The organism is Roseovarius sp. THAF8 (genome assembly GCF_009363735.1).
Classification (GTDB): domain Bacteria; phylum Pseudomonadota; class Alphaproteobacteria; order Rhodobacterales; family Rhodobacteraceae; genus Roseovarius.
On the sequence record NZ_CP045410.1, the window covers coordinates 3,326,268 to 3,348,464 of the forward strand.

A 22,197-nucleotide genomic window follows, 5' to 3' on the forward strand; every position below is an offset into this window, starting at 1 on the left:
TCGGGTTGGTCGTGACGTGCCATCCCGGGCGCCGGATCGCAACCGGGTCAGGGGCGGCGCGGGCGGTTATTCGCGGCTGCGCAGAACCTGTGCGGGGCGGGCCGAGATGGGGCCGAGGGCAAAGGCGAGGCCTGCCAAAAGGCTGATGAGCGCGCCGCCCGCGACGATACCGAGGGCGGGCGGCCAGGCCACGGCGAACGAGGTTTCCATCACGTAGTGACTGACGGCCCAGGCCCCTGCGATGCCCGCGCCGAGGGCGACGCTGCCGGCTGCCGCGCCCAAGAGGGCGGCACGCAGCGAGAGGCCCCAGAGGATGCGCGCGCGGCTGGCGCCGAGCACCTTGAGGATCGCCGCCTCGTAGCTGCGGGCGCGGGCGTCGGCGGCGGCGGCGCCGATGAGGACCATGAAGCCGGTGAGGAGCGTGGCGGCGGCGCCCCAGGCGGTGGCCGAGGCGAGGCTGCCGAGAAGGTCGCTGACCCGCGAGACGGCGTCGCGCACGGAAATGGCGGTGATGTTGGGGAACTGGCGCGAGAGGTCGCGGAGGATGGCGGTCTCGGACTCGGCGTCGGAGTAGACCGTGGCGATATAGCTGTGCGGCGCGTTCACCAGGGCGGCCTCGTTCAGGATCATGATGAAGCCCATGCCGGCGGTGGAAAAAGCGACCTCGCGGAAGGAGGTGATTTCCGCCGTCAGGTCGCGGCCGAGGATGTTGAGGGTGATCTCGTCGCCGAGTTTCAGGCCCATCTCTTCGGCCTCCTCGGCGGCGAAGCTGACCTGGGGCGGGCCGTCGTAATCCTCGCCCCACCAGTTGCCGGCGGTGAGGGTGCTGCGCTCGGGCAGGGCGGCGGCATAGCTGACGCCGCGGTCGCCTTGGAGGACCCAGTGCTGGCCTGCGACCTCGGTGGCGGGCTGGCCGTTGATCTCGGAGATGATGCCGCGCAGCATGGGGGCGGCGTCGACGCGGGTGACGCCGTCGTCGCTGTCGAGCCGGGCGGAGAAGTCGGGCATCTGGTTGCGCTGGATGTCGACGAAGAAGAAGCTGGGCGCGCGGGTGGGCAGATCGCGGGTGATGGCGTCGCGCAGGTTGCGGTCGACCTGGCCGACGGCGGCGAGCACGCTGAGGCCGAGGCCAAGCGACAGGACCACGGCGCTGGCGGTGCTGCGCGGCCCGCCGATGGCGCCGAGTGCCCAGCCGAGCGCGGTGCGGCCCCGGGCGAGCGGGCGGAGGCGGCGGGCGGCGGCGCGCAGGGCGAGACCGGCGAGGGCCAGCACCACGAGGGCGGCGGCGATGGAGCCGGCGGTCCAGTAGGTGAGGGTTGAATTGCCCGAGAACCAGGAGGCGACCCAGACCAGCGCGGCGATAAGGGCGGCGGTGGTCAGGATGAACCCCGCGCCGGGGATGGTGCCGGAGGTGTCGGCATCGCGGTAGAGCGCGGCGGGCCGGATGTCGCGCGCCTGGGCCAGCGGCCAGAGGGTGAAGATGAGGATGCTGAGGGCGCTGTAGATCGCGGCCTCGGCCATCGGTCCCGGATACGGCGCAAAGACCGCCGGAACGGGCAGTTGCGCGGTGATGATGGGCGACAGCAGGACGGGCAGGCCGACGCCGAGCGCGAGGCCCAGGGTGATGCCAAGGACGCCCAGCACGGCGACCTGCATCAGGTAGGTGAGGAAGATCGTGCGTTGGTCCGCGCCGAGGCTGCGCAGGATGGCGATGGTCTGCGTCTTGCCCGAGAGGTAAGCGCGGAGCGCGGCGGAGATGCCGACGCCGCCGACCGCGAGACCGGACAGGCCCACGAGGATCAGGAACGCGCCGAGACGCTCGACGAATTCGGCCACGCCCGGCGCGCCGTTGCGGGCGTCGGACCAGCGCATTCCGCTGCCTTCCAGCGCCGCTTCGGCGTCCGCCCGCGTGGCGTCGAGATCGGTGCCGGGGGGCAGGTCGAGGCGGTAATGCGAGGAAAAGAGCGTGCCGGGTTCCAACAACCCCGCGCCGTCCAGCGCGCTGCGCAGGACGATGGTACGAGGGCCGAGGCCGAAGCCGCCGGTGCGGCTGTCGGGTTCGCGTTCTATGAGGGCGCGGAGGGTGAAGGATTTGGAGCCCAGCGTGACGGTGTCGCCGGGGGCGGCACCCAGGCGGTCGGCGAGGGTGGGGTGCATGACGAGGCCGTCATCGGCCAGCGCCTGGTCCAGAGGGATGTCGGGGGAGAGTTCTACCGTGCCGACAAGGGGATAGGCGCTGTCGACAGCCTTGACCTGCGTCAGGCTGCGTTCCTCGCCCATGACGGCCATGGAGCGGAAATCGGCGATTTCGGAGACCTGCGTGGCGGTGGTGTCCATCCAGGCGCGTTCTTCGGGGGTGGCGAAGCGATAGGTCAGTTCGATCTCGGCGTCGCCGCCGAGGAGCGTGGCGCCTTCCTGTGCCAAGCCTTCGGCGATGCTTTCACGCACGGTGCCGACGGCGGCGATGGCCGCGACGCCGAGGATCACGCAGGCCAGGAAAATGCGGAAGCCGTGCAGGCCGCCGCGCAATTCGCGGCCCGCAAGGCGTGCGGCGAGACGGAATTTCATGCGGTCCGGGCCTTGGGGGGCTGGCGTTCGGACAGATGGCCGTCGCTCAACTCGGCCACGCGGGCGCAGCGGTCGGCGAGGCTGGGATCGTGCGTGACGAGGACCAGCGTGGCGCCGTGGCGCTCCTGTAGCCCGAACAGAAGGTCGATGATGGCGGTGCCTGTGGTGCTGTCGAGGTTGCCGGTGGGCTCGTCCGCCAGGAGGATATCGGGGCGCGGTGCGGCGGCGCGGGCGAGTGCCACGCGCTGTTGCTCGCCGCCCGAAAGCTGCGAGGGGTAGTGATTCAGGCGCTTGCCCAGGCCCACTGCGGTCAGTTCTTCCTCGGCGCGGGCGAAGGCGTCGGGGTTGCCGGCCAGCTCCAGCGGGGTGGCGACGTTTTCCAGCGCGGTCATGGTGGGGATAAGGTGGAAGGACTGGAAGACCACGCCGATATGATCGCGGCGCAGGCGGGCCAGCGCATCCTCGGACATGGTCGTCAGGTCGTTCCCCAGCGCCGTGACCGTGCCGCCGGTGGCGCGTTCCAGCCCGCCCATCAGCATCAGCAGCGAGGATTTGCCGGAGCCCGACGGCCCCACCAGCCCAAGCGTGTCGCCACGGTGGACATCGAGGCTGATCGCCTCAAGTATGTCGACGGGGCCGGCATTGCCTTGCAGCGATAGCGCGGCCTCGCGTAGCGATAACACGGGGTCTGTCATGGGGTTCTGCCTGTCTGTTTTTAGTCGTTTCACATATGGGGTCCGGGCCTTGGCGGGCAAGGTGGCGGCGCTTGTTTTCCTTGGTTTACCGGCCTTTGGTGAAGAGCCGGTGACGATCCTGGCGCTGGGCGACAGCCTGACGCAAGGGTACGGTCTGGCGCAGGCGGATGGGTTCGTGCCGCAGCTTCAGGATTGGTTGCAGGAGAACGATGTGGCCGCCGAGGTGATCAACGCGGGCGTTTCGGGGGACACCACGGCGGGCGGCGCGTCACGGGTGGAGTGGAGTCTGACACCCGAGGTGGACGCGATGATCGTGGCGCTGGGCGGTAACGACATGCTGCGCGGGCTGGACCCGGGGCAGGCACGGGCGAACCTGAGGACGATCCTGGAAGTTGCGGAGGCGCGCGACTTGCCGGTGCTGCTGGTGGGGATGCAGGCGCCGACGAATTTCGGGCCGGACTACAAGGCGGCGTTCGACGCGATGTATCCCGAGCTGTCGCAAGAGTTCGGCGCGCTTTATTTCGAGAGCTTTTTCAAGGGGTTGGGCGAGGGCGATCCGTCCGAGCTGCAGGGGTATTTCCAGTCGGACGGGATTCATCCCAATGCCGAGGGGGTCGACCGGATCGTCGAGGCGATGGGGCCTTCGGTGGCGGACCTGGCTGAGCGGGTGGAGTGAGACCGCGCGGACTCAAGGCCGAAGGCCGCCGCGCGATCGCCAGACCGCCCGGACGGGCTGGCGATTGGGTGAAGATCGCGCGTCGAACAGAGGTTTTTCGGATTCGGCAGCGATAAAGTGCCCTGAAACACGTTCAGGTCGCCAGCCCGCGGTCTGGCGATCGCGCGGCTGGTTCCCTACGGGCTTGGGTTCAGAGAACCGTGACCACCGTGCCCAGCGGCACACGTTCGTACAGGTCGATCACGTGCTCGTTGATCATGCGGATGCATCCGTTGGACACCGAGCGCCCGATCGAGCGGGGCGCGGTGGTGCCGTGGATGCGGAAATACGTGTCACGGCCGTTCTGGAAGAGGTAGAGCGCGCGCGCGCCCAGGGGGTTGCCCTTGCCGCCCGGCTGAACGTAATCGTTGCCCTTGAACTTGGCGTAGGTCTTGGGCTCGCGCTCGATCATCTCTTGCGTCGGGCGCCAGGTGGGCCACTTTTTCTTGACGTCGATGGTGGCGCGGCCGGTGAATTCCAGCCCGGCCTTGCCGACGCCCACGCCGTAGCGGCGGGCCCGGCCCTGTTCGGTGATCAGGTAAAGGAAATGCGCCTTGGGCAGGATCAGCATCTGGCCGGGCGCGTAGCTGGCCGAGATGTTCACGTCCTGCGGCATGTATTTCGGAGCGATCTGGAACGATTGCGCGACCGCGGGCAGGGCGGGCGCAGTGGCGGCCGCGGCGGCGGTGGCCACGAATTGGCGGCGATTTATCATGTTTTCTTCCCCTCGAAACGGCGGCAGATTGAATATGGCGATATTCCGCCACATGAGCATTTAGAAATCAAAAACAAGTGAATGGCGGCAGGGCAAGCGATTCTGTGACCCCCGGGTCTCAGTTTCGCGACGCTGCGGCAGAGAGGTAACGGATTGCCGCGCGGGGCAGGCGCAGGGCGGTGCGGCGCAGCAGGGCGGGATATTCCATGTCGCCCGAAAGCAGGTGCATGTAGTCGCGTTTCAGCGTCTGCGAGGCGGCGAAGGTGCGGGCGAAGAAGGGCTGGAGACGGGCCGAGAAGATCAGCGGCCGCAGGATGCGGGCCTGCGCGATGGCGCGGCGAATGGGCTGTGTGGCCTTCGTGTAGAGGGCCAGGGCGCGCCCGGCATCCGCTTGATCCAGCGCGGTTTTCGCCGCACGCGCGGCCAGCGCGCCGGAGTGGATGGCGTGGCCTATCCCCTCGCCGGTGATCGGGTCGACAAGGCCCGCCGCGTCGCCCACGAGCAGGACATTTCCCTTGCCGGGGGTGGGTTTCGGCGCGCCGAAGGGCAGAAAGTGGCCTTTGACCGTTGCGCTCTGGCCGGTGCCCAGCCTGGCGAGATAGGCGGAAAGGTGGGCCTTCATCTGCGGGTTCCGGGCGTGCAGGCCGCCCAGGCCGATGGTGGTGCTGTGTTTTTTCGGGAAGGACCAGCCGTAGCCCCAGTCGGCGGCGGCGAAGTCGATGCGGATGGGGGTGGCCTCGGTCGGGGCCTGCGACGGGGCCTCGACCTCGAGCGCGAAACCGATGGTGTCGCGGGAAAAAGGCTGTCCGAACAGGGCCTTGGCGGTGGGGCTTTGCACGCCATCGGCGGCGATGAGCAGGCGGTAGGCGAGGGTTTCGCCACTGGCCAGCGTGAGGCGGTCCGCCGTGAGGTCATGGGTCTCGACGCGGTGGCCGGTATAGTCGGCGGCCCCGGCGGCAAAGGCCTCTTGCAGGAGGCGGTGATCGAAATCCCACCGCATGGTCAGGTGCAGGGGCGGGACGTCTTCGAGCGTGCCAAGTGGTTGATCGCGAAGGTGGAATTCGAAGTTGCGGCGGGTCTCGAAGAGGTCGGGGGTGATCTCGATCCCGAAGATCTCGGCCAGGTGCGCGGCGCAGCGGCCTGTGACCAGCCCGCCGCAGAGCTTGGGGCGCGGAAACACGGCCTTGTCCACCAGCGCGGCGGTGAGGCCCAGGCGGCGGGCCTCGCGGGCGGCGGCTGTACCGGCGGGGCCGGCGCCGAGGATGACAAGGTCGAAATCGGGCATCGTGGGATTTCAGATAGAACATCCCGAAGGGGGCGAAAAGACGTGTCGGTATCGCGTCGGTATCCGGGTGGTAATGCGGCGGTGCGGTGGGGTTAAGTGATGGTAAGGGGATTGGGCGAGGATACGGGCTCGCCACAGAGGAGCCCGACATGCCCACCAAGACCGAACGCGCCGCCCGCGCCAGCCTGATGCAAAGCCTGATCTACCTGCAACAGGAAAGCTGGATCCCCGACACCATCGCCGAGGAGATCCCGGAGGCGTGGCACACGCTGGAGATGGACGTGCCGGTGGAGGAGCCGAAGGAGAAGGTGACGCTGTATCTGGACCGGTCGGTGGCGCGGTTCTACCGGGCGATGGGCAAGGGCTACCAGGGGCGGATCAACCGGCTGCTGGCGACGTATATGCAGATGCATCTGGCGAAGGAGCTGCGGTTGGAGGAGGTGCTGAGGGAGAGGGTTGGGATGGGGTGTGAATCCTAGAAACCCAACCATTCGTTAACCAAACTTGCGGCATGGTTTTGCCATGTCGAACTATCTTCGCCCCCGCGTTTCCGGTGCGACCGTGTTCTTTACCGTCAATCTGGCGGAACGCGGTAGCCACCTTCTCGTGGATGATATCGAACGGTTGCGAGCCGCCGTGCGACAGACACGGGCCGAGCGGCCGTTTAAAATCGACGCCTGGGTCGTGTTGCCGGATCACCTGCATGCAATCTGGACCTTGCCGAAAGGTGATGCGGATTTTTCGACACGGTGGGGGGCGATCAAAGCACGGTTTTCGATGGATGTGCGTAGGGCGGGGTTCACCCCGCCGCGCCGCCTGCCGGTGGTTCGATCTGGCCGGTATGCCGGGGTGAACCCCGGCCTACTCAAGGAAAAGGGCGAGGTGGCCATCTGGCAGCGGCGGTTCTGGGAGCATCATGTGAGAGACGACGCGGAATATGCCGCGCTGATGCGGTATTGCTGGATGAACCCGGTGAAGCACGGGTTCGTGGCGGAACCGGAGGATTGGGCGTATTCGTCAGTGCATCGGGACAGGGCGGACGGGCGTTATGCGCGGGGATGTGTGGGGGTGGGGTGAAACCCCACCCTACGTCATCCTCGGGCTTGACCCGAGGATCTCGGGGTCCGGAGGTACCGGATCACGTCCGGGACGGCGGCGTGGAGGGTGGCACCCGGATTTGCTACCGGGGTGCGCACGCATTTCCTGCGGAAACGCTTTCGCGCACGCGTCGAACGCTATGCGTTCGACGTCACCGCGCAAATTTCTTGTGCTTGATCCGTTTGGGTTCCAGCGCATCCGGGCCGAGCCGGCGCTTCTTGTCTTCCTCGTAATCCTCGAAGTTGCCTTCGAACCATTCCACGTGGGCCTCGCCCTCGAAGGCCAGAATGTGCGTGCAGATGCGGTCGAGGAAGAAGCGGTCGTGGGAGATGACCACGGCGCAGCCGGCGAAGTCCACCAGCGCGTCTTCCAAGGCGCGGAGGGTTTCGACGTCGAGGTCGTTGGTGGGCTCGTCGAGCAGCAGGACGTTGCCGCCTTCTTTCAGCAGGCGCGCCATGTGGACCCGGTTGCGTTCGCCGCCTGACAGGAGCGAGACCTTTTTCTGCTGGTCGCCGCCCTTGAAGTTGAAGGACGAGCAATAGGCGCGGGAGTTCACTTGCGCGTCGCCCAGCTGGATGATCTCGGCCCCGCCGGTGATGGCCTCCCACACGGTTTCCCCATCCTTGAGGTCGTCGCGGGACTGGTCGACGTAGGAAAGCTCGACCGTGTCGCCATAGGTGATCTCGCCCTTGTCGGGCTGTTCCTGCCCGGTGAACATCTTGAACAGCGTGGATTTGCCGGCGCCGTTGGGGCCGATCACGCCGACGATGCCACCGGGGGGCAGCGAAAAGGTCAGGTCCTCGATCAGGAGCTTGTCGCCCATGGCCTTTTGCAGGCCCTCGACCTCGATCACCTTGCCGCCAAGGCGCGGGCCGTTGGGGATGACGATCTGGGCGCGGGAGACCTTTTCACGCTCGGACTGGTTTGCCAGCTCGTTGTAGCGTTCGATCCGGGCCTTCTGTTTGGATTGGCGGGCCTTCTGGCCCTGGCGCATCCATTCCAGCTCGCGTTCGAGGGTCTTCTGCTTGGACTTGTCCTCGCGCTTTTCCTGCTCCAGCCGCTTGGCCTTTTGTTCCAGCCAGGCGGAATAATTGCCCTCGTAGGGGATGCCGCGGCCGCGGTCCAGTTCGAGGATCCAGCCGGTGATATCGTCCAGGAAATAACGGTCGTGGGTGACGATCAGGATCGTGCCCTTGTAGTCGATGAGGTGCTGTTGCAGCCAGGCGATGGTTTCCGCATCCAGGTGGTTGGTGGGCTCGTCGAGAAGCAGCATGTCGGGCGCTTCGAGCAGGAGTTTGCACAGCGCCACGCGGCGCTTTTCACCGCCCGAGAGGGTGGTGACGTCGGCGTCGTCGGGGGGGCAGCGGAGCGCCTCCATCGAGACGTCGACCTGGCTGTCGAGATCCCAGAGGTTGTTGCTGTCGATCTCGTCCTGGAGGGCGGCCATCTCGTCGGCGGTCTCGTCCGAGTAGTTCATCGCCAGTTCATTGAAGCGTTCCAGCTTGGCCTTGTGGGCGGCGACGCCCAGCATGACGTTTTCGCGCACCGTAAGGTTGGGGTCGAGTTCGGGCTCCTGCGGCAGATAGCCGACCTTGGCCCCCTCGGCCGACCACGCCTCGCCGGTGAAATCGGTGTCGAGGCCGGCCATGATCTTCATCAGGGTGGATTTACCGGCGCCGTTCACGCCGACGACGCCGATCTTCACGCCGGGCAGGAAGCTGAGATGGATGTTCTCGAAGCATTTCTTGCCGCCGGGGTAGGTCTTGGAGACGCCCTGCATGTGGTAGACGTATTGGTAGGCTGCCATTTTCCGTGCTCTTTTTCCTGAAGGGAATGCGTTGCGGCCCATGTAACCGCGCCGGGCGGCGAATTCAAACGGTCAAAATGCGTCAGTCGCCGGGATGCAGGCGGGTGACGCGCGGCTCGGGCGGGTCGCGTCCGAAATCCGTCGGAAGGGGCAGGTTGGCGGAAAGCCAGGCGATCATGTCGTCGCAGGGCTGGGGATGGGCCAGCACGAAGCCCTGGATCGCGGGGCAGCGGGCGACGCGCAGAAGGCGCAGTTGCTCGGCGGTCTCCACCCCTTCGGCGGTGACATGGGTGCCGAGCTTGCGGCACAGCTCGATGATGGAGCGCACGATGGCGCGGTTGCGCGGGTCGGTGGCGAGGTTGGCGGTGAGCGAGCAGTCGAGCTTGATCTCGTCCACCTCGATTTCCGAGATATGGGCGAGGCCCGCATAGCCGGTGCCGAAATCGTCGAGCGCGACGCGGGCGCCCATGCGTTTCAGCCGGTCGACGGCCGCGGCGATGGTGCGCCCGCCGCCCTGAAGAATGGTGGTCTCGGTGATCTCGACGCAGATCTGCGAGGGATTGAGCCCGCGCGACTGCAGCGCCCAGTCGAGAAGGCCGGGATAGTTGACGTCGGTCAGCGCCTCGGCCGAGACGTTGAGCGCGATGGTCAGGTCGTCGAAGCCCGCCGCGTGCAGGCGCGTGAGCGCGTCGAGCGACAGGTGCATCGAGTGGTAGTCGAGATCGGCCAGAACGCCGGCGCGGCGGGCGGTCTCGAAGAACGCGCCGGGGGGCAATTGGCCCAGGCGCGGATGGTTCCAGCGCAGCAGCGTCTCGCAGCCGGTTACGCGGCCGCGGGCGAGGTCGAGCTGGGGTTGCAGGTGCACGGTCAGCTGCTTTTCCGCGGCGGCGAGGCGCAATTCGCGGGTCATCCGGTTCTGCGCGATCTGAACCTGGCCCAGGGCGGGGGTATACAGCATGACGCGACCGCGACCGCGGGTCTTGGCCTCGTAGAGGGCCTGATCGGCGTGGTGGATGAGCGCCTCGCCGCGCTCGGTGCTGTCCTGGGTGAGGCAGGCGCCGATGGAGAGGCCCACGCGGATCGCCTGGTTGTTCCACATCAGCGGGTCGTGGGTGGCCCCGAGCAGCAGTTCGGCCCGGGTCAGCAGGGCGTCTTCGGTGGCCGTGCCGAGGCAGACCAGCAGGAATTCGTCGCCGCCGATCCGGCAGGCGAGGTCCTGCGGGCCGCAGAAGCGGCGCAGGAGGTCGGCCACGTGCCGGAGCGCGGCGTCGCCCGCCGCATGGCCGAGCGTGTCGTTTATTTCCTTGAACTTGTCGAGGTCGAGATGCAGCACGCCCACGCGCCGTTCGGCCAGGGCGCGGCGCAGGATGTCGGAGGCGAGGTATTGCGTGAGCCGCTTGCGGTTGGCGAGCCCTGTCAGGTCGTCATGATGGGCGGCGTGCTGCAGCCGGGCCTTGGCATGGCGCAGGGTCTGTTCGGCCTCGACCGTTTCGGTCACGTCTCGGCAGGTCACGGCGACCTTGGGACCCGTGGGCGTGGCCAGGAGCGTGAAGCTGTGCAGGTTCCAGAAGACCTGCCCGCCCACGCGCTTGTGCCGGGCGAGGTGGGTGCGGTCGAAGAGACTGCTGCCGATGTCATAGCGGAAGGCGGCGATCTTGGCCGGATCGACCCGGGCGCCGTCGGGCAGGACGTGGCCCATCACCTTGATCCCGCGCACGGCGTCGAGGCTGACGTTGAACATCGCCTCGGCGGCGGGGTTCATCCATTCCAGATGCCCCTCGATGTCCTGGAGGATGATGGCGTCGCGGGTGCGGTGGAGGAATTGCGGGCAGAAGGGCAGGTCGGCGCCGGGCGGCGCCGGGCCGGGGCCGTTCGCAGCCGGATCCTTCGCCGCATCGGCAGGATGCGGGTGCGCTGTGTCGCTTGGCTCTGCCACGCCCAACCTCGTGCCGTCTCTCACCGGGTATCGTCATGCCACGCGACGCTTAACAATCGGTGCGCCTGCAAAGGCTAAATCCCTAAAATTGCGCCGAATCCCGGGGACGCGGGCGGTGGTGAAAAGGCTGGACATCCCGCCGCATCCCGGCGATTTCAGGGGCGACGCGAAGGGAGAGGACATGCGTGTGCGCTTGCCGATGACGCGGCCCGGCATGGTGATCGGGCTTTTGGGGGGATCGTTCGACCCGCCCCATGCGGGCCATGTGCATATCAGCCGCGAGGCGCTGCGCCGCTTCGGTCTGGACCGGGTGTGGTGGCTGGTCAGTCCCGGCAACCCGCTGAAGGCGCGCGGGCCGCAGCCCCTGGAGCGGCGGATGGCGGCGTGCCGGGCGCTGGTGGATCATCCGCGCATCCACGTCAGCGATTTCGAGGCGCAGGTCGGCACGCGCTATACCGCCGAGACGCTGGCCGTGCTGCAAAGGATGCGGCCGCATGTGCATTTCGTCTGGCTGATGGGGGCCGACAACCTGGCGCAGTTCGAGCACTGGCAGGACTGGCAACGGATCATGCAGACGGTGCCGATCGGCGTGCTGGCCCGGCCCGGGCAGCGGATCTCGGCGCGGATGTCGAAACCGGCGCGGATCTATCGCGCCGCGCGCATCCCGGCGCGGCAGTCGCGGGCGCTGCGCTTTGCCGTCGCGCCGGCGTGGTGTTTCGTCAACGTGCCGATGAGCGCACTGTCGTCGACCGCCCTCAGGGCAAGGGGCGACTGGGGCGATCTTTCGGAAAGTTGATCGCGACGTCGCGACCTGGGGCCGGGATGGCGGAATTGCCGATTGTGTGACCCGCCGCGCTTGGGTTAATTGGGCCCATGCGACGCGATATTTCCAGACGTTTCCTGTTGACGACCGCGCTGGCCAGCCTGGCCGGCGGCGCGCTGGCCAATGCGCCCAAGGTGTCCTTGCGCCCGCAGCTGCGCCCCGAGGGCGGCGCGGAGGCGGCCCGCCAGCGGTCGGTGCCGAGTGCCGACGCGCTGATCGAGCGGGCCAAGCTGGGCGGCGATGTCGGCTTTTCGGTGGTTGACGTGAAAACCGGCAAGGTGCTGGAAGGCCACGCGGCAGACATTCCGTTGCCGCCGGCCAGCGTGATGAAGGCGATCACCGCGTTATATGCGCTGGAGACGCTGGGCGAGGATTATCGTTTCGAGACGCGGCTGATCGCGACCGGGCCGGTGACCGACGGCGTGCTGGACGGCGACGTGGTGCTGGCCGGTGGCGGCGATCCGGTGCTGGACACCAACGGGCTGGCCGACATGGCGGCGCGGCTGAAGAAGGCGGGGGTTACCCGCGTGACCGGCCATGTGCGGGCCTGGGCCGGGGCGCTGGCCTTTACCCGGTTCATCGACGACGAACAGCCCCTGCATGTGGGCTATAACCCGTCGCTGTCGGGGCTGAACCTGAATTTCAACCGGGTGCATTTCGAGTGGAAGCGCTCGGGCGGGGATTACACCGTGGAGATGGACGCGCGGTCGGACCGCTATCGCCCGTCGGTGCGGGTGGCGCGGATGCGCGTCGCGCAGCGCAAGGGGCCGGTCTATACCTACGAGGACGGGGGCGATCACGATGCCTGGACCGTGGCGTCGGGCGCGCTGGGCAATGGCGGGTCACGCTGGCTGCCGGTGCGGCGGCCCGGCGAATACGCGGTGGAGGTGTTCACCGCGCTGGCGCAGGCGCAGGGCGTGACGGTCACGGCGGGCGAGCCGGTCGAGGCCGCGCCCGAGGGCGAGGTCCTGGTGCGCCACCAGAGCGAGCCGCTGGTGCCGATCCTGCAGGACATGCTGAAATATTCCAACAACCTGACCGCCGAGCTGGTCGGGCTGACGGCGACGCGGGCGCGGCTGGGCCAAAGCGTGGACCTGGCGGCGTCGGGGGCCGAGATGACGGCCTGGGCGCAGCAAAGCCTGGGCATCACCGGCGCGACGCTGGTCGATCACTCGGGCCTGGGCGAGACGTCGCGGGTGACGCCCGAGGCCATGGCGCGGGCGCTGGCGCGGGTGCATGGCGACGGTCTGTTGAAGCCGATCCTGAAGCCGTTCGGGATGCGCGACGGTCAGGGCGCGCCGATGCCCGACCATCCCGTCAAGGTGGCCGCCAAGACGGGCACGCTCTATTTCGTCAGCACGCTTGCGGGCTATGCCACGGCGCCCGACGACACCGAGCTGGCCTTTGCGATCATGACGGCCAACCAGGAGCTGCGCGAGCCCATCGACAGCACGTCGGAGTCGCGCCCGCCGGGAGCGGCAAGCTGGAACGGCCGGTCCAAGCGGCTTCAGCAGGCGCTGATCGAGCGCTGGAGCGCTCTTTACGCCGGGTGAGGCGGGTTTCGGGGCCGGTCAGAGGCGTGTGTGGACCACTTTTGCCTGAACGAGAGTGGGGAGATTCTGCCAATGCGTGCATGGAGCCTGAAATCGTCGACAATTTAGAAACAGTTACCTCAAAATTGCCTCAATTTGCGGTAAGGTTGCCCGCGGAATAACGCGAACAGGAGGTGACGCGATGTCACGGATTTGGGTATTTGGGTGTGTCTTGGTTTCGGTCATCGCGGCCCTGAAGACGCTATTGGTTCTTCACTTTGCCTTTGCGGGAGCCGAGGCCGCGCCGAGCGTGGCGGTCGTCTCGGGGCTTTTCGCGCTGTTTTTCGCGCTGACGGCGGTGGTGGCCTATGTCGCCTGCACGCAGTTGGCGCGCCACGTGGTGCAGAAGCGGAAGGAAAAGCTGGCCCCGGGCATGAGCGAGCCCATCGCCAAGGAAACGGTGATCCTGCGCCATGCGCCGGACTGGGGCCTGTCGCAGGCCGAGGCGGACGTGGCGATTTTCGTGGCCAAGGGGTTTTCCAACAGCGAGATCGCCGAGATGCGGGGCAGCGCCATCACCACGGTGAAATCGCAGCTGGGCCGGATCTATCAGAAATCGGGACTCGAATCGCGGTATCAGCTGATCGCCTTCGTCACCGACGAGGTCGTGTCGATGGCGCGCGAGGTCGAGGAACCGGCGACGAAGATCAGCACGCAGGATGCGCTGCCGCTGGTCGGGCGCCGCAAGCAGCACGTCGCCTGACACCGCGGCCGGGCTTACTGCACCAGCCGGATGAGTTCGCAGTGATGGCCGGTCAGGGTCAGCTCGCCCGCGCCAAGCTCCAGCCCCACATCTGCCAGCACGCCGTCGACCACGCCGTCGACAGGCGTGGTGAGCGCGGCCAGAAGCTGGCCGGGAAGGTTGGCGAGCAGGGTGTTGACGACGGGCGCCGCAAGGCCGGTGACAAGGCCCTGCTGGTCGGGTTTCACACGGATCTCGGTGGTTTCAGATGACAAAAGCGTGCTGACGGCACTTGTCACCAGCTGTTCCGAGCCGAAGCTGCGGACGGTGTCACCTGCGGCCACGTCGCCGCGGGTGAAGGTGATGGTTTCGGTGTTCGAGCGGCCCAGGGCGACGTGGCTGCGGGCCTGGACCACGAGATCGGCCAGCACCAGATCGGGCAGGAGCGGCACGGGGATCGCGATGCGCACGGTCAGAAGGTCGGCAAAGCCGAGGCTGGCCGGGTCGATCGCGGCGGTGGCGCTGGTGCCCGTGGGCAGGGTGCCGAGGTAAAGCGCGGCGACCGAGGTGCCGTTTGCGGGGTGCAGGGGCGTGTGCGAGACCGAGAAGGACGCCGCGAGATCCGAGGCGCGCGCGGCAGTGCAGCTGATCTCTTCCAGCGAGGCGGTGGCGCCGGCGAGTTCCACGTAGAGCGGCACGCGCAGGCGGGTGGCCGTGACCTCGGGGGCGAGCCCGGTCAGCAGGCCGGGATCGGCGTCGATGTCGAGCGCCAGGCGCGCGGCGGCGCGGTGCAGTTGCACGCCGTCCTCGCCCAGGGCGACCCAGCCCGAGCGGGCGGGCGGTTCGCCGGCCGAGAGCCGCGCGTCGACGCCGACGACGCCGGTGACGTCCAGCCCGAGGCCCAGGGATGCAGCCTCGATGGCCTCGGCGGCGACCACGGCCTTGACGATATCGAGGGCCGTGACGTCGATTTCGGTCAGGAAATCCGTGGCGGTGAGGCCCAGGCGGGTGTCGATGCCGCCGACGACGGCGGCGACGTCGATGTCTTGCCCGGCAGCGGCGCTGGCAAGCCCGGCGAGGCTGCCGGCGAGGGCGGGCGGAAGGTCGGAGGCAAGTGCGTCGAGCAGGGTGTCGGCGGTGGTGACGGCATCGAGCACGTCGGCGGGGTTGCGCGACGTGCCGCCGGAGAGGGCGTCGAGGGTCTCCATCAGGGTGCCCAGATTGACCTGCGCCTCGGCCAGAAGGCCAAGATCGCCCGCGTCGATCTGCGCCCCGGCGCCGTATTCCGCCGTGAGCACGGCGTTGAGCGCGGCGGGGTCGAGGTCGGCCAGGTGGCTGTTCAGTGAAAAGCTGGCCGCGCCGGTGCGGGTGGCCAGGGCGCTGCGATTGAGCGCGACGGTGGAGGCGCCGCTGAAGATCTGGCCGAAATAGAGCGGCGAGTCGTCGGTGAGCGTGACGAAGGCGGCATTGACCGGCGCGGAGTCGTCCTCGGAGGCCACGAACCGCTCGGTTCGGGGGATGGCGGGGTTGCGGAAGTAGCGCCCGGTTTGCAGGTCGGTCAGCGTGGAGGCGGCCCGGCCATTGTTGGTGATGGCGTCGATGGCGCGGTCCCGGACGGCGGAGGTGTCGGCCATGGCGGTGAGTGCGCCGAGGTCGCTGGTGGCCTGAAGCCGGGCGCGGTCGCGGTAGAGCGAGGCGACGTCGACCCCCAGGGCCACGAAGCCGAAAAGCACCGTCAGCATCAGCGACACGATGATGGCCACGGCGCCGGACTCGTCGTGGCGGAAGCGGGCGATGCGGTCAGTAAGCGACATAGGCCTGCCCCTCGATGGTGTCGATCCCGAGGCCGAGAAAGCCGTTGGCCACGTCCAGCAACGTGCCTTCGGCCGCATAGGTGACGTTGACGGTGATGCTGCCCATCGCCGCCCCGGAATAGGCGAGCGAGGTGGAGAGCGCGTCGTCCGTCAGCAGTGGATAGCGGGTGGCGCCCTCGGCCAGGTAGGTGGTGGCGATGTCGCGCCGCTCGGTCTCGTCGAGGCCCGCGACGGAGGCGCGGGCGGCCCCGGCGGCCAGCTGGTGCACCGAATGGCTGACGCCCATGTAGAAGCCCAGGGTGATGATCCCGAGGATCAGCGCCAGCAGGATCGGCGCGATCAGCATGAACTCGATGGCGACGGCGCCGGAGGTGTCACGGGCGAATTGGCGGGCGAAGCGGCGGGCGGCAGTGGTGAGGTGGCGCAGGGTCATGGTCTCAGCGTCCCGCGAGGATGTTGTCGAAGACCGAGAGCCCGGCGGGGCCGACCAGCACCACGAACACCGCCGGCATGATGCAGAAGATCAGCGGCACGGTCATCAGGACGGGCAGCCGGGCGGCCTTTTCCTCGAGCGCGATCAGGCGGTTGGCGCGTTGTTCGGCCACCAGGTTGCGCATGGCGCGGGCAAAGGGCGTGCCGTAGGTGTCGGACTGGTCCAACGCCTGGGTGAAGATCGCGATTTCGGGCAGGGGCACGCGGGCCGAGAGCTTGGCATAGGCGGTGCGGCGGTCGTTGGTCATGGAGATCTCGGCGACCATCTGCTGCATCTCGGCGGCAAGTTCGGGCGTGCTGTAATGCAGTTCGCGCGCGACGCGGTGCAGGGCCTGCTGCGGGCCCTGGCCGGCCTCGGAGGCGATCACCAGGAGTTCCAACAGGTCGGGAAAGCCGCGGCGGATGCGGGCGAGGCGGGCGCGGCGTTTGCTGTCGACCACCATGTCGATGCCCATCGACATGCCGAGCGCCACGGCCAGTACGATGGCCGAGGGAATGAGCGCTTGCATGCCGATGGGGTAGACGGTCAGGACCCAGACGCCACCGGACAGGAAGGCGCAGACGGGCAGGACCGTTTTCAGGAAAGCGTAGACGAGGAGGGCGTCGCGGCTGCGATAGCCCGCCGAGCGCAGGTCGGCGGCGGTGTCGCGGGCCTCGCCGCCGAGGATCACCGAGAGGCTTTCGCCCAAGCGCAGGACGATCCGGCGCAGCCCGCTGCGCAGCCAGGCGAAGCTGCCCGAGCCCGCGGTGCCGGGCGCGGCGCGGGGGCCGAGCGTCAAGCCGCCGGCGCGGCGCAGGCGCAGCATTAGGCCGGCGCGCCGGCGTTCGATGTCGACCAGCGCGCCGAGGCCGAGCGTGGCCATGATCACGCCCGCGAAGACCATCCAGGACAGGATATTCACCGTCGCCTCAGACATCGGGACGCCCCATGCGGGCCATCAGGTAGACCCCGAGCGCGACGCTGGTCAGCGCGCCCGCGGCCATCACCTGGCCGCGCGGATCGGTGAAGAGCGGTTTGAGATACGCACCGTTCAGCACGAAGAGCGCCAGCGCGACGCAAAAGGGCAGGGCCGCGAGGATCATGGCGCTGGCACGGGCCTCGGACGAAAGCGCCCGCGCCTTCTTGCGCAACTTGCGGCGTTCGCGCAGCTGTTCAGCCAGGTTTTCCAGCGTCTCGACGAGGTTGCCGCCCGAGTCGGCCTGCAGCGCGGTGGCGACGGCGAAAAAGCCGATCTCGGCGGTGCGCATCCGCATGTAGAGGCCCGCGAGGCTGTCGGGCAGGGGCGTGCCGAGGCAGATCTCGCCGTGGCAGCGGGCGAATTCGGTCTGCACGGGGCCGGTGGTGGTTTCCACCACGATGCGCAGCGAATCCGCGATGGGCCGTCCGGCGCGCAGGCCGCGGGCGAAGATGTCGAGCGCCTCGGGCAGGCGTTCGGTGAAGGCGGCCTGATAGCGGGTGCGGGCGTGGCGCAGCACCGCGACGGCGAGGCCCACGGGCAGGGCCACGGCCAGCCCCAGCGCCAGGACAGGGTTCATCCCGGCATAAAGCACCGCCAGGCCATAGATCGCCACGGCGGCGATGGTGACCTGGATGCAGATGTCGCTGGGCGCGACGTTGAGGCCGGTCTGGGCCAGCAGCGCCTCGATCCGGGCGGTGAGGCCGCCCCTGTCGCCCTCCATGCGGATCACGCGGCGGGGCGGTTCGAGCGCCGCGGCGCGGGTCTGGGCGAGGCCGCGCCGGAGCCGCGCGTGTTGGCGGCGGCGGGTGCGGTCGACATGCACCAGCACCCACAGCACGAGGGCAGTGAAGGTGGCGATGCTGGCCGTCAGGGCGATGAGAAAAAGGCTCATGGGTTATCCTCTCAGCACGGCGTCGAGATCGGCGCCGACGCCGTAGTCGGCGGCGCGGCTGGCGAATTTGGGGCGATAGCCGGAATAGCGGAACTGGCCGCGCACCTCGGCGCGGGTGCTGTCGGGGTCGGTCTCGAAGGTGAAGAGATCCTGGAGGGTGACGACATCGCCTTCGAGACCGGCGACCTCGGAAATCGAGGTGATGCGGCGGGTGCCGTCGCGCATCCGGGAAATCTGGATCACCAGCTGCACCGCGTCCGCCAGCTGGCGGCGCACCACGCCCGAGGCCATGTCGAAGCCGGCGAGCGCAGCCATGCTCTCGATCCGGGTCATCGCCTCGCGCGGGGAATTGGCGTGCAGGGTGCTCATCGAGCCGTCATGGCCGGTGTTCATGGCTTGCAGCAGGTCGAGCACCTCGTCGCCGCGGATCTCGCCGATGATGATGCGGTCGGGGCGCATCCGCAGGGCGTTGCGCACCAGCGTACGCATGGTGACCTCGCCCTTGCCCTCGACATTGGGGGGGCGGGTTTCAAACCGGACCACGTGAGGCTGCTGGAAGCGCAGTTCGGCGGCGTCCTCGATGGTGACCAGCCGTTCGGTGGCGGGGATGAAGGCGGAAAGCGCGTTCATCAGCGTGGTCTTGCCCGAGCCGGTGCCGCCCGAGACCAGCACGTTGAGGCGCAGGTGGGCGGCAAGCCCCAGAAAGCCGGCCATCTGTTCGGATAGGCTGCCGTTTGCCACGAGGCTTTCCAGCTTCATCGGTGCGGCGGGAAACTTGCGGATGGTGATGGTGGGGCCGTCGATGGCCAAGGGCGGGATGGCGACATTGACGCGGCTGCCGTCCTTGAGGCGGGCATCGACCATCGGCTGCGCCTCGTCGATGCGGCGGCCCACGGCGGCGACCATGCGGGAGGCTACGGCATGGACATGGGCGTTGTCGCGAAAGCGCGTGCCGGTCAGTTCCAGCTTGCCGCGCCGCTCGGCATAGACCTGCGCGGCGCCGTTGACCATGATGTCGGTCACCTCCTCGTCGGCCAGCAGGCGTTCGAGCGGGCCGAGGCCCAGCATGTCGGCCAGCACGGCCTGCACCAGGTCGGCCACTTCGCGCCCGTTGAGGTGCATCTTGCGCTGCTCGGAGATGCCGTGGATGGCGTCGTGGATGCGGCTTTCCTGGTCGGCGCGGGGCAGCGCGGCCATCTCGGTGAAGTCGAGCAGTTCCGAGAGGGCCTGGATCATCTCGCCGACCATGGTCGAGACGTCGGAGCCGGCGGTGGTGGCGGCGTTGACGGATTGGATGAGGGCGGGAAGCTTCGGCTCGGGCGCCGACCTGGGCGTGCCATTCGCGGGCCGTTGGGCCGGGGCGGGGGGCTGCGCGGCGGGGCGGGCCGGGGCATCAAGAGGCGCGTGCGGGCGCGGCTGCTGCGGCGACGCGGCCCCGGCCCGGGCCGGTGTCGGCACGCGTATCTGCGCCTGGGCATCGGACGGGGCGGGGGCTGTACCGCCCAGGGCCGCCACGGCCTGGGCCAGGAGGGCACGCTGCTGGCCGAGCGAGATCGGGGTCTTCGCGGCCTCGACCACGAAGGTGAGGGCGGTGTTGACCTTTTCCTCGACCGACAGGCCGTCGGCGTCGATCCGGCGTGCGATGTGCAGCACGCGGTCGAGCGCGGGACGGTTGTCGTGCTCGACGACCTCGTGTTTCATCCGAACAGCCTCTTGCGGGGCGTGGCCTTGCGCGGGGCGGCCTTGGCCGCGGCGGGGTCCGTGGCCGCGTCGAACACGGTGCGCACGGCGCGGGCCCAGGGCGACCGGGGCTGCAGCGTGACGAGCGGCCGCGCGGCCTTGTGCGCCTTTGCCAGCGCCGACGTGCAGCAGGGCAGGATCGCGGTGAGGGGCATGTCGAGCGCCTTGGCGATGTCCTTGTGGCGGATGCCCGCATCCTTGAGGGTTTCCGACAGCACGGCAAGGATCGGCATGTCGGGATGATCCGCCCGGACCTGGCCGATCAGGCGGCTGGCGGCGTTGACCCCGGCAAAGCCCGCGGGCAGGACCAGCACGAGGCGGTCGAGCGTGCCGATCACGTCGGGCTGGCGCAGGACGAGGCCGCGGGGCAGGTCGGCGATGACAGTGTCGAACGCATCGCGCAGGCGCGGCAGGAGCGCCGCGAGGCCGGGTTCGTAGTCGGCGGCGGTCTGGTCGCGGCGCACCTGGCCGGAATAGAGCGAGAGCGTGTCGCTGATCTGGTCCATGGTGGCGGTGATGAATGTACCGTCGACCCGGGCAGGCGCGCGGAGCGCGTCGAAGAGGCCGCGCGTCTCGTCGCGGTCGAGGTCGATCGCCTGGCTGCCGAACTCGAGATCGGCATCCAGGAGGGCGGTGTTTCGCGCGGCGCCTTTGGAGGCGGAGGCGTGCGCGGCGAGGTTCTGGGCCAGCAGGCTGGCGCCGGTGCCGCCCTTGCAGCCGATGACGCCGATGGCAGGCCCGCGCTGGGCCTGCGGTTCGGCGACGGCTGCAGCGAGACCGACCGCCGGCGGCGTCGCCGTGGTGGCGGCAAGAATGTCGGAGGCCTTGGCCGGCAAGGCGAAGTAGTCGCGCGCGCCGGCTCGCCGCAACGCGCGGTAAGTGGCGATGTCGTCGACGCGGCCCAGCACGATCACCTCGATGCCGGCGCGGGTCAGTTCCGCGACGCATTCTGTCGCCATGTCGAGGGAAAGCTGGCCCATCTCGGCCAGGATGCACTTGACCCTCGACGCGTTGGGCAGAAGCCGGGCCGCCCCGCTGAGGCCGCCGCCGTGGATCGCCTTGGCCGCCTGTTTGCTTTCCGCCAGAACGGCGCGGGCCGTGGCGGCGCCGGTATCGGAACAGACATAGGCCTGGAGCGACGGGGCGACGCCGTCTTGGGTGTCGAAGGGCATGGGCGGTCTCCGGGGGTAAAGAGTGTCGACGTTCGATGATTGCGGAGCGGCCCAACAGGGTGTGGGGGGCCGCTCCGGTGGCGACCGGCAAGGCCGGTTATGGCGAGCCGGTGCCGTTGGCCTTCTGAAGTTCGGTTTTCATCGTGGTGAAGCCGGTATGGGTTTCCGTGCCGACCTCCGAAACGGTGACGATGATCACGGCGCCGATGAGCGCGGCGAAGAGGCCGTACTCGATGGCGGTGGCACCGTCCTCGTCGCGGGCGAAGGTGCGGGCGAGGGTCTGGATGGATTTGCGTGCGATGGTCATGGTCGTTTTCTTCCGTGGTTGTCGTGGTTGTTGAGTGCGGGTCGTGGCGACCCTCGTGTGGCTTGAGAGTGGCGCGGCGCGGCGAAGTACGAAATCCTTCCTCGGTCGGTGCGGTGCTTTACGACCCGATCGTCGGAAGGTCGTCCGACCAAGGTCGTACGGAATCTTGCGCCGAAATTGGCGGAAGCGGGCGCGGATGTGGCGATACCGTGGCGGGGCCCGAGGGGGTCGGACGCGGAATGATTTTCCGGGCCGGGGACGGGCGGGAACCGGCGCGGAAAAAGGCGGGAAAACCGGCCCGAACGGGCTGGCTCGGACGAATCGGTCGTGCGGCGGGGAGGTCCCGGATCAGGTCCGGGACGGGGGGTGCCTAGTGCCCGCGGTCGAGCTTGGTGGCGAGGTGGATGAGCGATTCCGAGCCGCGCACGCCCTTGGCGTCGCCGATCCGGTCGAGCGTGTCGTCAAGTTCTTCGGTGGTTTCGGCCTCGAGCGTGACGATCAGGTCGAAACGCCCCGAGGTGGTGTGCACGCGGCGCACATTGGGCAGCGATTGCAGGCGCGAGAGCACCGTGGGCTGGCTGCGGGCCTCGATCTGGACAAGGGCGGTGGCGCGCAGGGGCGCGCGGCGCGCGGCGTTGAGGCGCAAGGTGTAGCCCAGGATCACGCCGGAGGTTTCCAGCCGGTCGAGCCGGGCCTGGACGGTGGTGCGCGCAAGGCCCAGCCGCCGGGCGAGCGTGGCGACGGGCATGCGCGCGTTTTCCTGCAGGAGTGCGATCAGCGCTTCGTCAAGTTCGTCTGTTTGCATGATTCCCTCGGCGTTTTGCCGACATGTTGCGACATTTCGTACAATTTGACCCGACAAATCCACGCGGTTTCGCTTCACACTAAAGAAAAGACCATCAACG

General features: G+C 68.4%; 20 protein-coding genes. 6 read left to right on the plus strand and 14 right to left on the minus strand.

Translation table 11 applies throughout. The annotated features are described in order from the left end of the window. Positions 1-66: 66 nt before the first annotated feature. Positions 67-2,568: an ABC transporter permease gene (locus tag FIU85_RS16245; protein ID WP_152497628.1), complete on the minus strand. Its 2,502-nt coding sequence runs from the start codon at positions 2,566-2,568 to the stop codon at positions 67-69. Continuing rightward, positions 2,565-3,263 (minus strand): ABC transporter ATP-binding protein, encoded by a 699-nt coding sequence (locus tag FIU85_RS16250; protein ID WP_152497629.1) that lies wholly within the window; start codon positions 3,261-3,263, stop codon positions 2,565-2,567. Before FIU85_RS16250 ends, FIU85_RS16245 begins: the two co-directional genes overlap by 4 nt. Positions 3,264-3,312: 49 nt before the next feature. Between FIU85_RS16250 and FIU85_RS16255 the strand changes: the two genes are divergently transcribed. After that, a complete protein-coding gene (locus FIU85_RS16255) occupies positions 3,313-3,939 on the plus strand; it encodes an arylesterase (protein ID WP_254702926.1) in 627 nt (208 codons plus the stop codon). A 190-nt stretch (positions 3,940-4,129) separates the two neighbouring features. Here the strand turns inward: FIU85_RS16255 and FIU85_RS16260 are convergent, their stop codons facing one another. Continuing rightward, positions 4,130-4,693, minus strand: coding sequence for a L,D-transpeptidase (locus tag FIU85_RS16260; protein ID WP_152493436.1), 564 nt, complete (start codon positions 4,691-4,693; stop codon positions 4,130-4,132). Between the two features lie 118 nt (positions 4,694-4,811). Next, on the minus strand, positions 4,812-5,978 hold the full coding sequence (locus FIU85_RS16265) for a geranylgeranyl reductase family protein (protein ID WP_152497631.1): 1,167 nt from the start codon (positions 5,976-5,978) through the stop codon (positions 4,812-4,814). Positions 5,979-6,127: 149 nt separating this feature from the next. Between FIU85_RS16265 and FIU85_RS16270 the strand changes: the two genes are divergently transcribed. Together FIU85_RS16270 and FIU85_RS16275 are read left to right on the plus strand one after the other, a co-directional pair. Beyond that, positions 6,128-6,457, plus strand: coding sequence for a BrnA antitoxin family protein (locus FIU85_RS16270; protein ID WP_152497632.1), 330 nt, complete (start codon positions 6,128-6,130; stop codon positions 6,455-6,457). 43 nt (positions 6,458-6,500) lie between these two features. Further along, positions 6,501-7,055, plus strand: a complete 555-nt coding sequence (locus FIU85_RS16275; protein WP_152497633.1) for a transposase — start codon at positions 6,501-6,503, stop codon at positions 7,053-7,055. Positions 7,056-7,227: 172 nt separating this feature from the next. On the opposite strand, the gene ettA is transcribed toward FIU85_RS16275, so the two are convergent. Then, complete coding sequence (gene ettA / locus FIU85_RS16280) at positions 7,228-8,883, minus strand: energy-dependent translational throttle protein EttA (RefSeq protein ID WP_152497634.1); 1,656 nt, start codon at positions 8,881-8,883, stop codon at positions 7,228-7,230. Between the two features lie 82 nt (positions 8,884-8,965). Further along, a complete protein-coding gene (locus FIU85_RS16285) occupies positions 8,966-10,819 on the minus strand; it encodes a bifunctional diguanylate cyclase/phosphodiesterase (protein ID WP_172978903.1) in 1,854 nt (617 codons plus the stop codon). Between the two features lie 181 nt (positions 10,820-11,000). On the opposite strand from FIU85_RS16285, the gene FIU85_RS16290 reads away from it, so the two are divergent. The 3 genes from FIU85_RS16290 to FIU85_RS16300 all read left to right on the plus strand — a co-directional run bounded on the left by FIU85_RS16290 (position 11,001) and on the right by FIU85_RS16300 (position 13,937). Further along, positions 11,001-11,615: a nicotinate-nucleotide adenylyltransferase gene (locus tag FIU85_RS16290; protein ID WP_152498287.1), complete on the plus strand. Its 615-nt coding sequence runs from the start codon at positions 11,001-11,003 to the stop codon at positions 11,613-11,615. A 77-nt stretch (positions 11,616-11,692) separates the two neighbouring features. Continuing rightward, positions 11,693-13,195 (plus strand): D-alanyl-D-alanine carboxypeptidase/D-alanyl-D-alanine-endopeptidase, encoded by a 1,503-nt coding sequence (dacB, locus tag FIU85_RS16295; protein ID WP_152497636.1) that lies wholly within the window; start codon positions 11,693-11,695, stop codon positions 13,193-13,195. Positions 13,196-13,376: 181 nt separating this feature from the next. Further along, a complete protein-coding gene (locus FIU85_RS16300; protein ID WP_152497637.1) occupies positions 13,377-13,937 on the plus strand; it encodes a helix-turn-helix transcriptional regulator in 561 nt (186 codons plus the stop codon). A 14-nt stretch (positions 13,938-13,951) separates the two neighbouring features. Here FIU85_RS16300 and FIU85_RS16305 read toward each other — a convergent pair whose 3' ends face one another. The 8 genes from FIU85_RS16305 to FIU85_RS16340 all read right to left on the minus strand — a co-directional run bounded on the left by FIU85_RS16305 (position 13,952) and on the right by FIU85_RS16340 (position 22,097). Further along, positions 13,952-15,730 carry a TadG family pilus assembly protein gene (locus FIU85_RS16305; RefSeq protein WP_172978904.1) on the minus strand — a complete coding sequence of 593 codons (1,779 nt, stop codon included), beginning with the start codon at positions 15,728-15,730 and terminating at the stop codon, positions 13,952-13,954. After that, positions 15,717-16,163 (minus strand): TadE/TadG family type IV pilus assembly protein, encoded by a 447-nt coding sequence (locus tag FIU85_RS16310; RefSeq protein WP_152493427.1) that lies wholly within the window; start codon positions 16,161-16,163, stop codon positions 15,717-15,719. The genes FIU85_RS16305 and FIU85_RS16310 overlap by 14 nt, the downstream gene beginning before the upstream one ends. A gap of 4 nt (positions 16,164-16,167) precedes the next feature. After that, positions 16,168-17,139, minus strand: coding sequence for a type II secretion system F family protein (locus FIU85_RS16315; RefSeq protein WP_152497639.1), 972 nt, complete (start codon positions 17,137-17,139; stop codon positions 16,168-16,170). Then, positions 17,132-18,073: a type II secretion system F family protein gene (locus FIU85_RS16320; RefSeq protein WP_152497640.1), complete on the minus strand. Its 942-nt coding sequence runs from the start codon at positions 18,071-18,073 to the stop codon at positions 17,132-17,134. The genes FIU85_RS16315 and FIU85_RS16320 overlap by 8 nt, the downstream gene beginning before the upstream one ends. Before the next feature lie 3 nt (positions 18,074-18,076). Next, positions 18,077-19,774, minus strand: a complete 1,698-nt coding sequence (locus tag FIU85_RS16325) for a CpaF family protein (RefSeq protein ID WP_152497641.1) — start codon at positions 19,772-19,774, stop codon at positions 18,077-18,079. Beyond that, positions 19,771-20,985, minus strand: a complete 1,215-nt coding sequence (locus tag FIU85_RS16330; RefSeq protein ID WP_152493423.1) for a hypothetical protein — start codon at positions 20,983-20,985, stop codon at positions 19,771-19,773. Before FIU85_RS16330 ends, FIU85_RS16325 begins: the two co-directional genes overlap by 4 nt. Before the next feature lie 97 nt (positions 20,986-21,082). After that, positions 21,083-21,292, minus strand: a complete 210-nt coding sequence (locus FIU85_RS16335) for a Flp family type IVb pilin (RefSeq protein ID WP_152493422.1) — start codon at positions 21,290-21,292, stop codon at positions 21,083-21,085. A 370-nt stretch (positions 21,293-21,662) separates the two neighbouring features. Next, positions 21,663-22,097 carry an Lrp/AsnC family transcriptional regulator gene (locus tag FIU85_RS16340; RefSeq protein ID WP_152493421.1) on the minus strand — a complete coding sequence of 145 codons (435 nt, stop codon included), beginning with the start codon at positions 22,095-22,097 and terminating at the stop codon, positions 21,663-21,665. Positions 22,098-22,197: the final 100 nt, after the last annotated feature.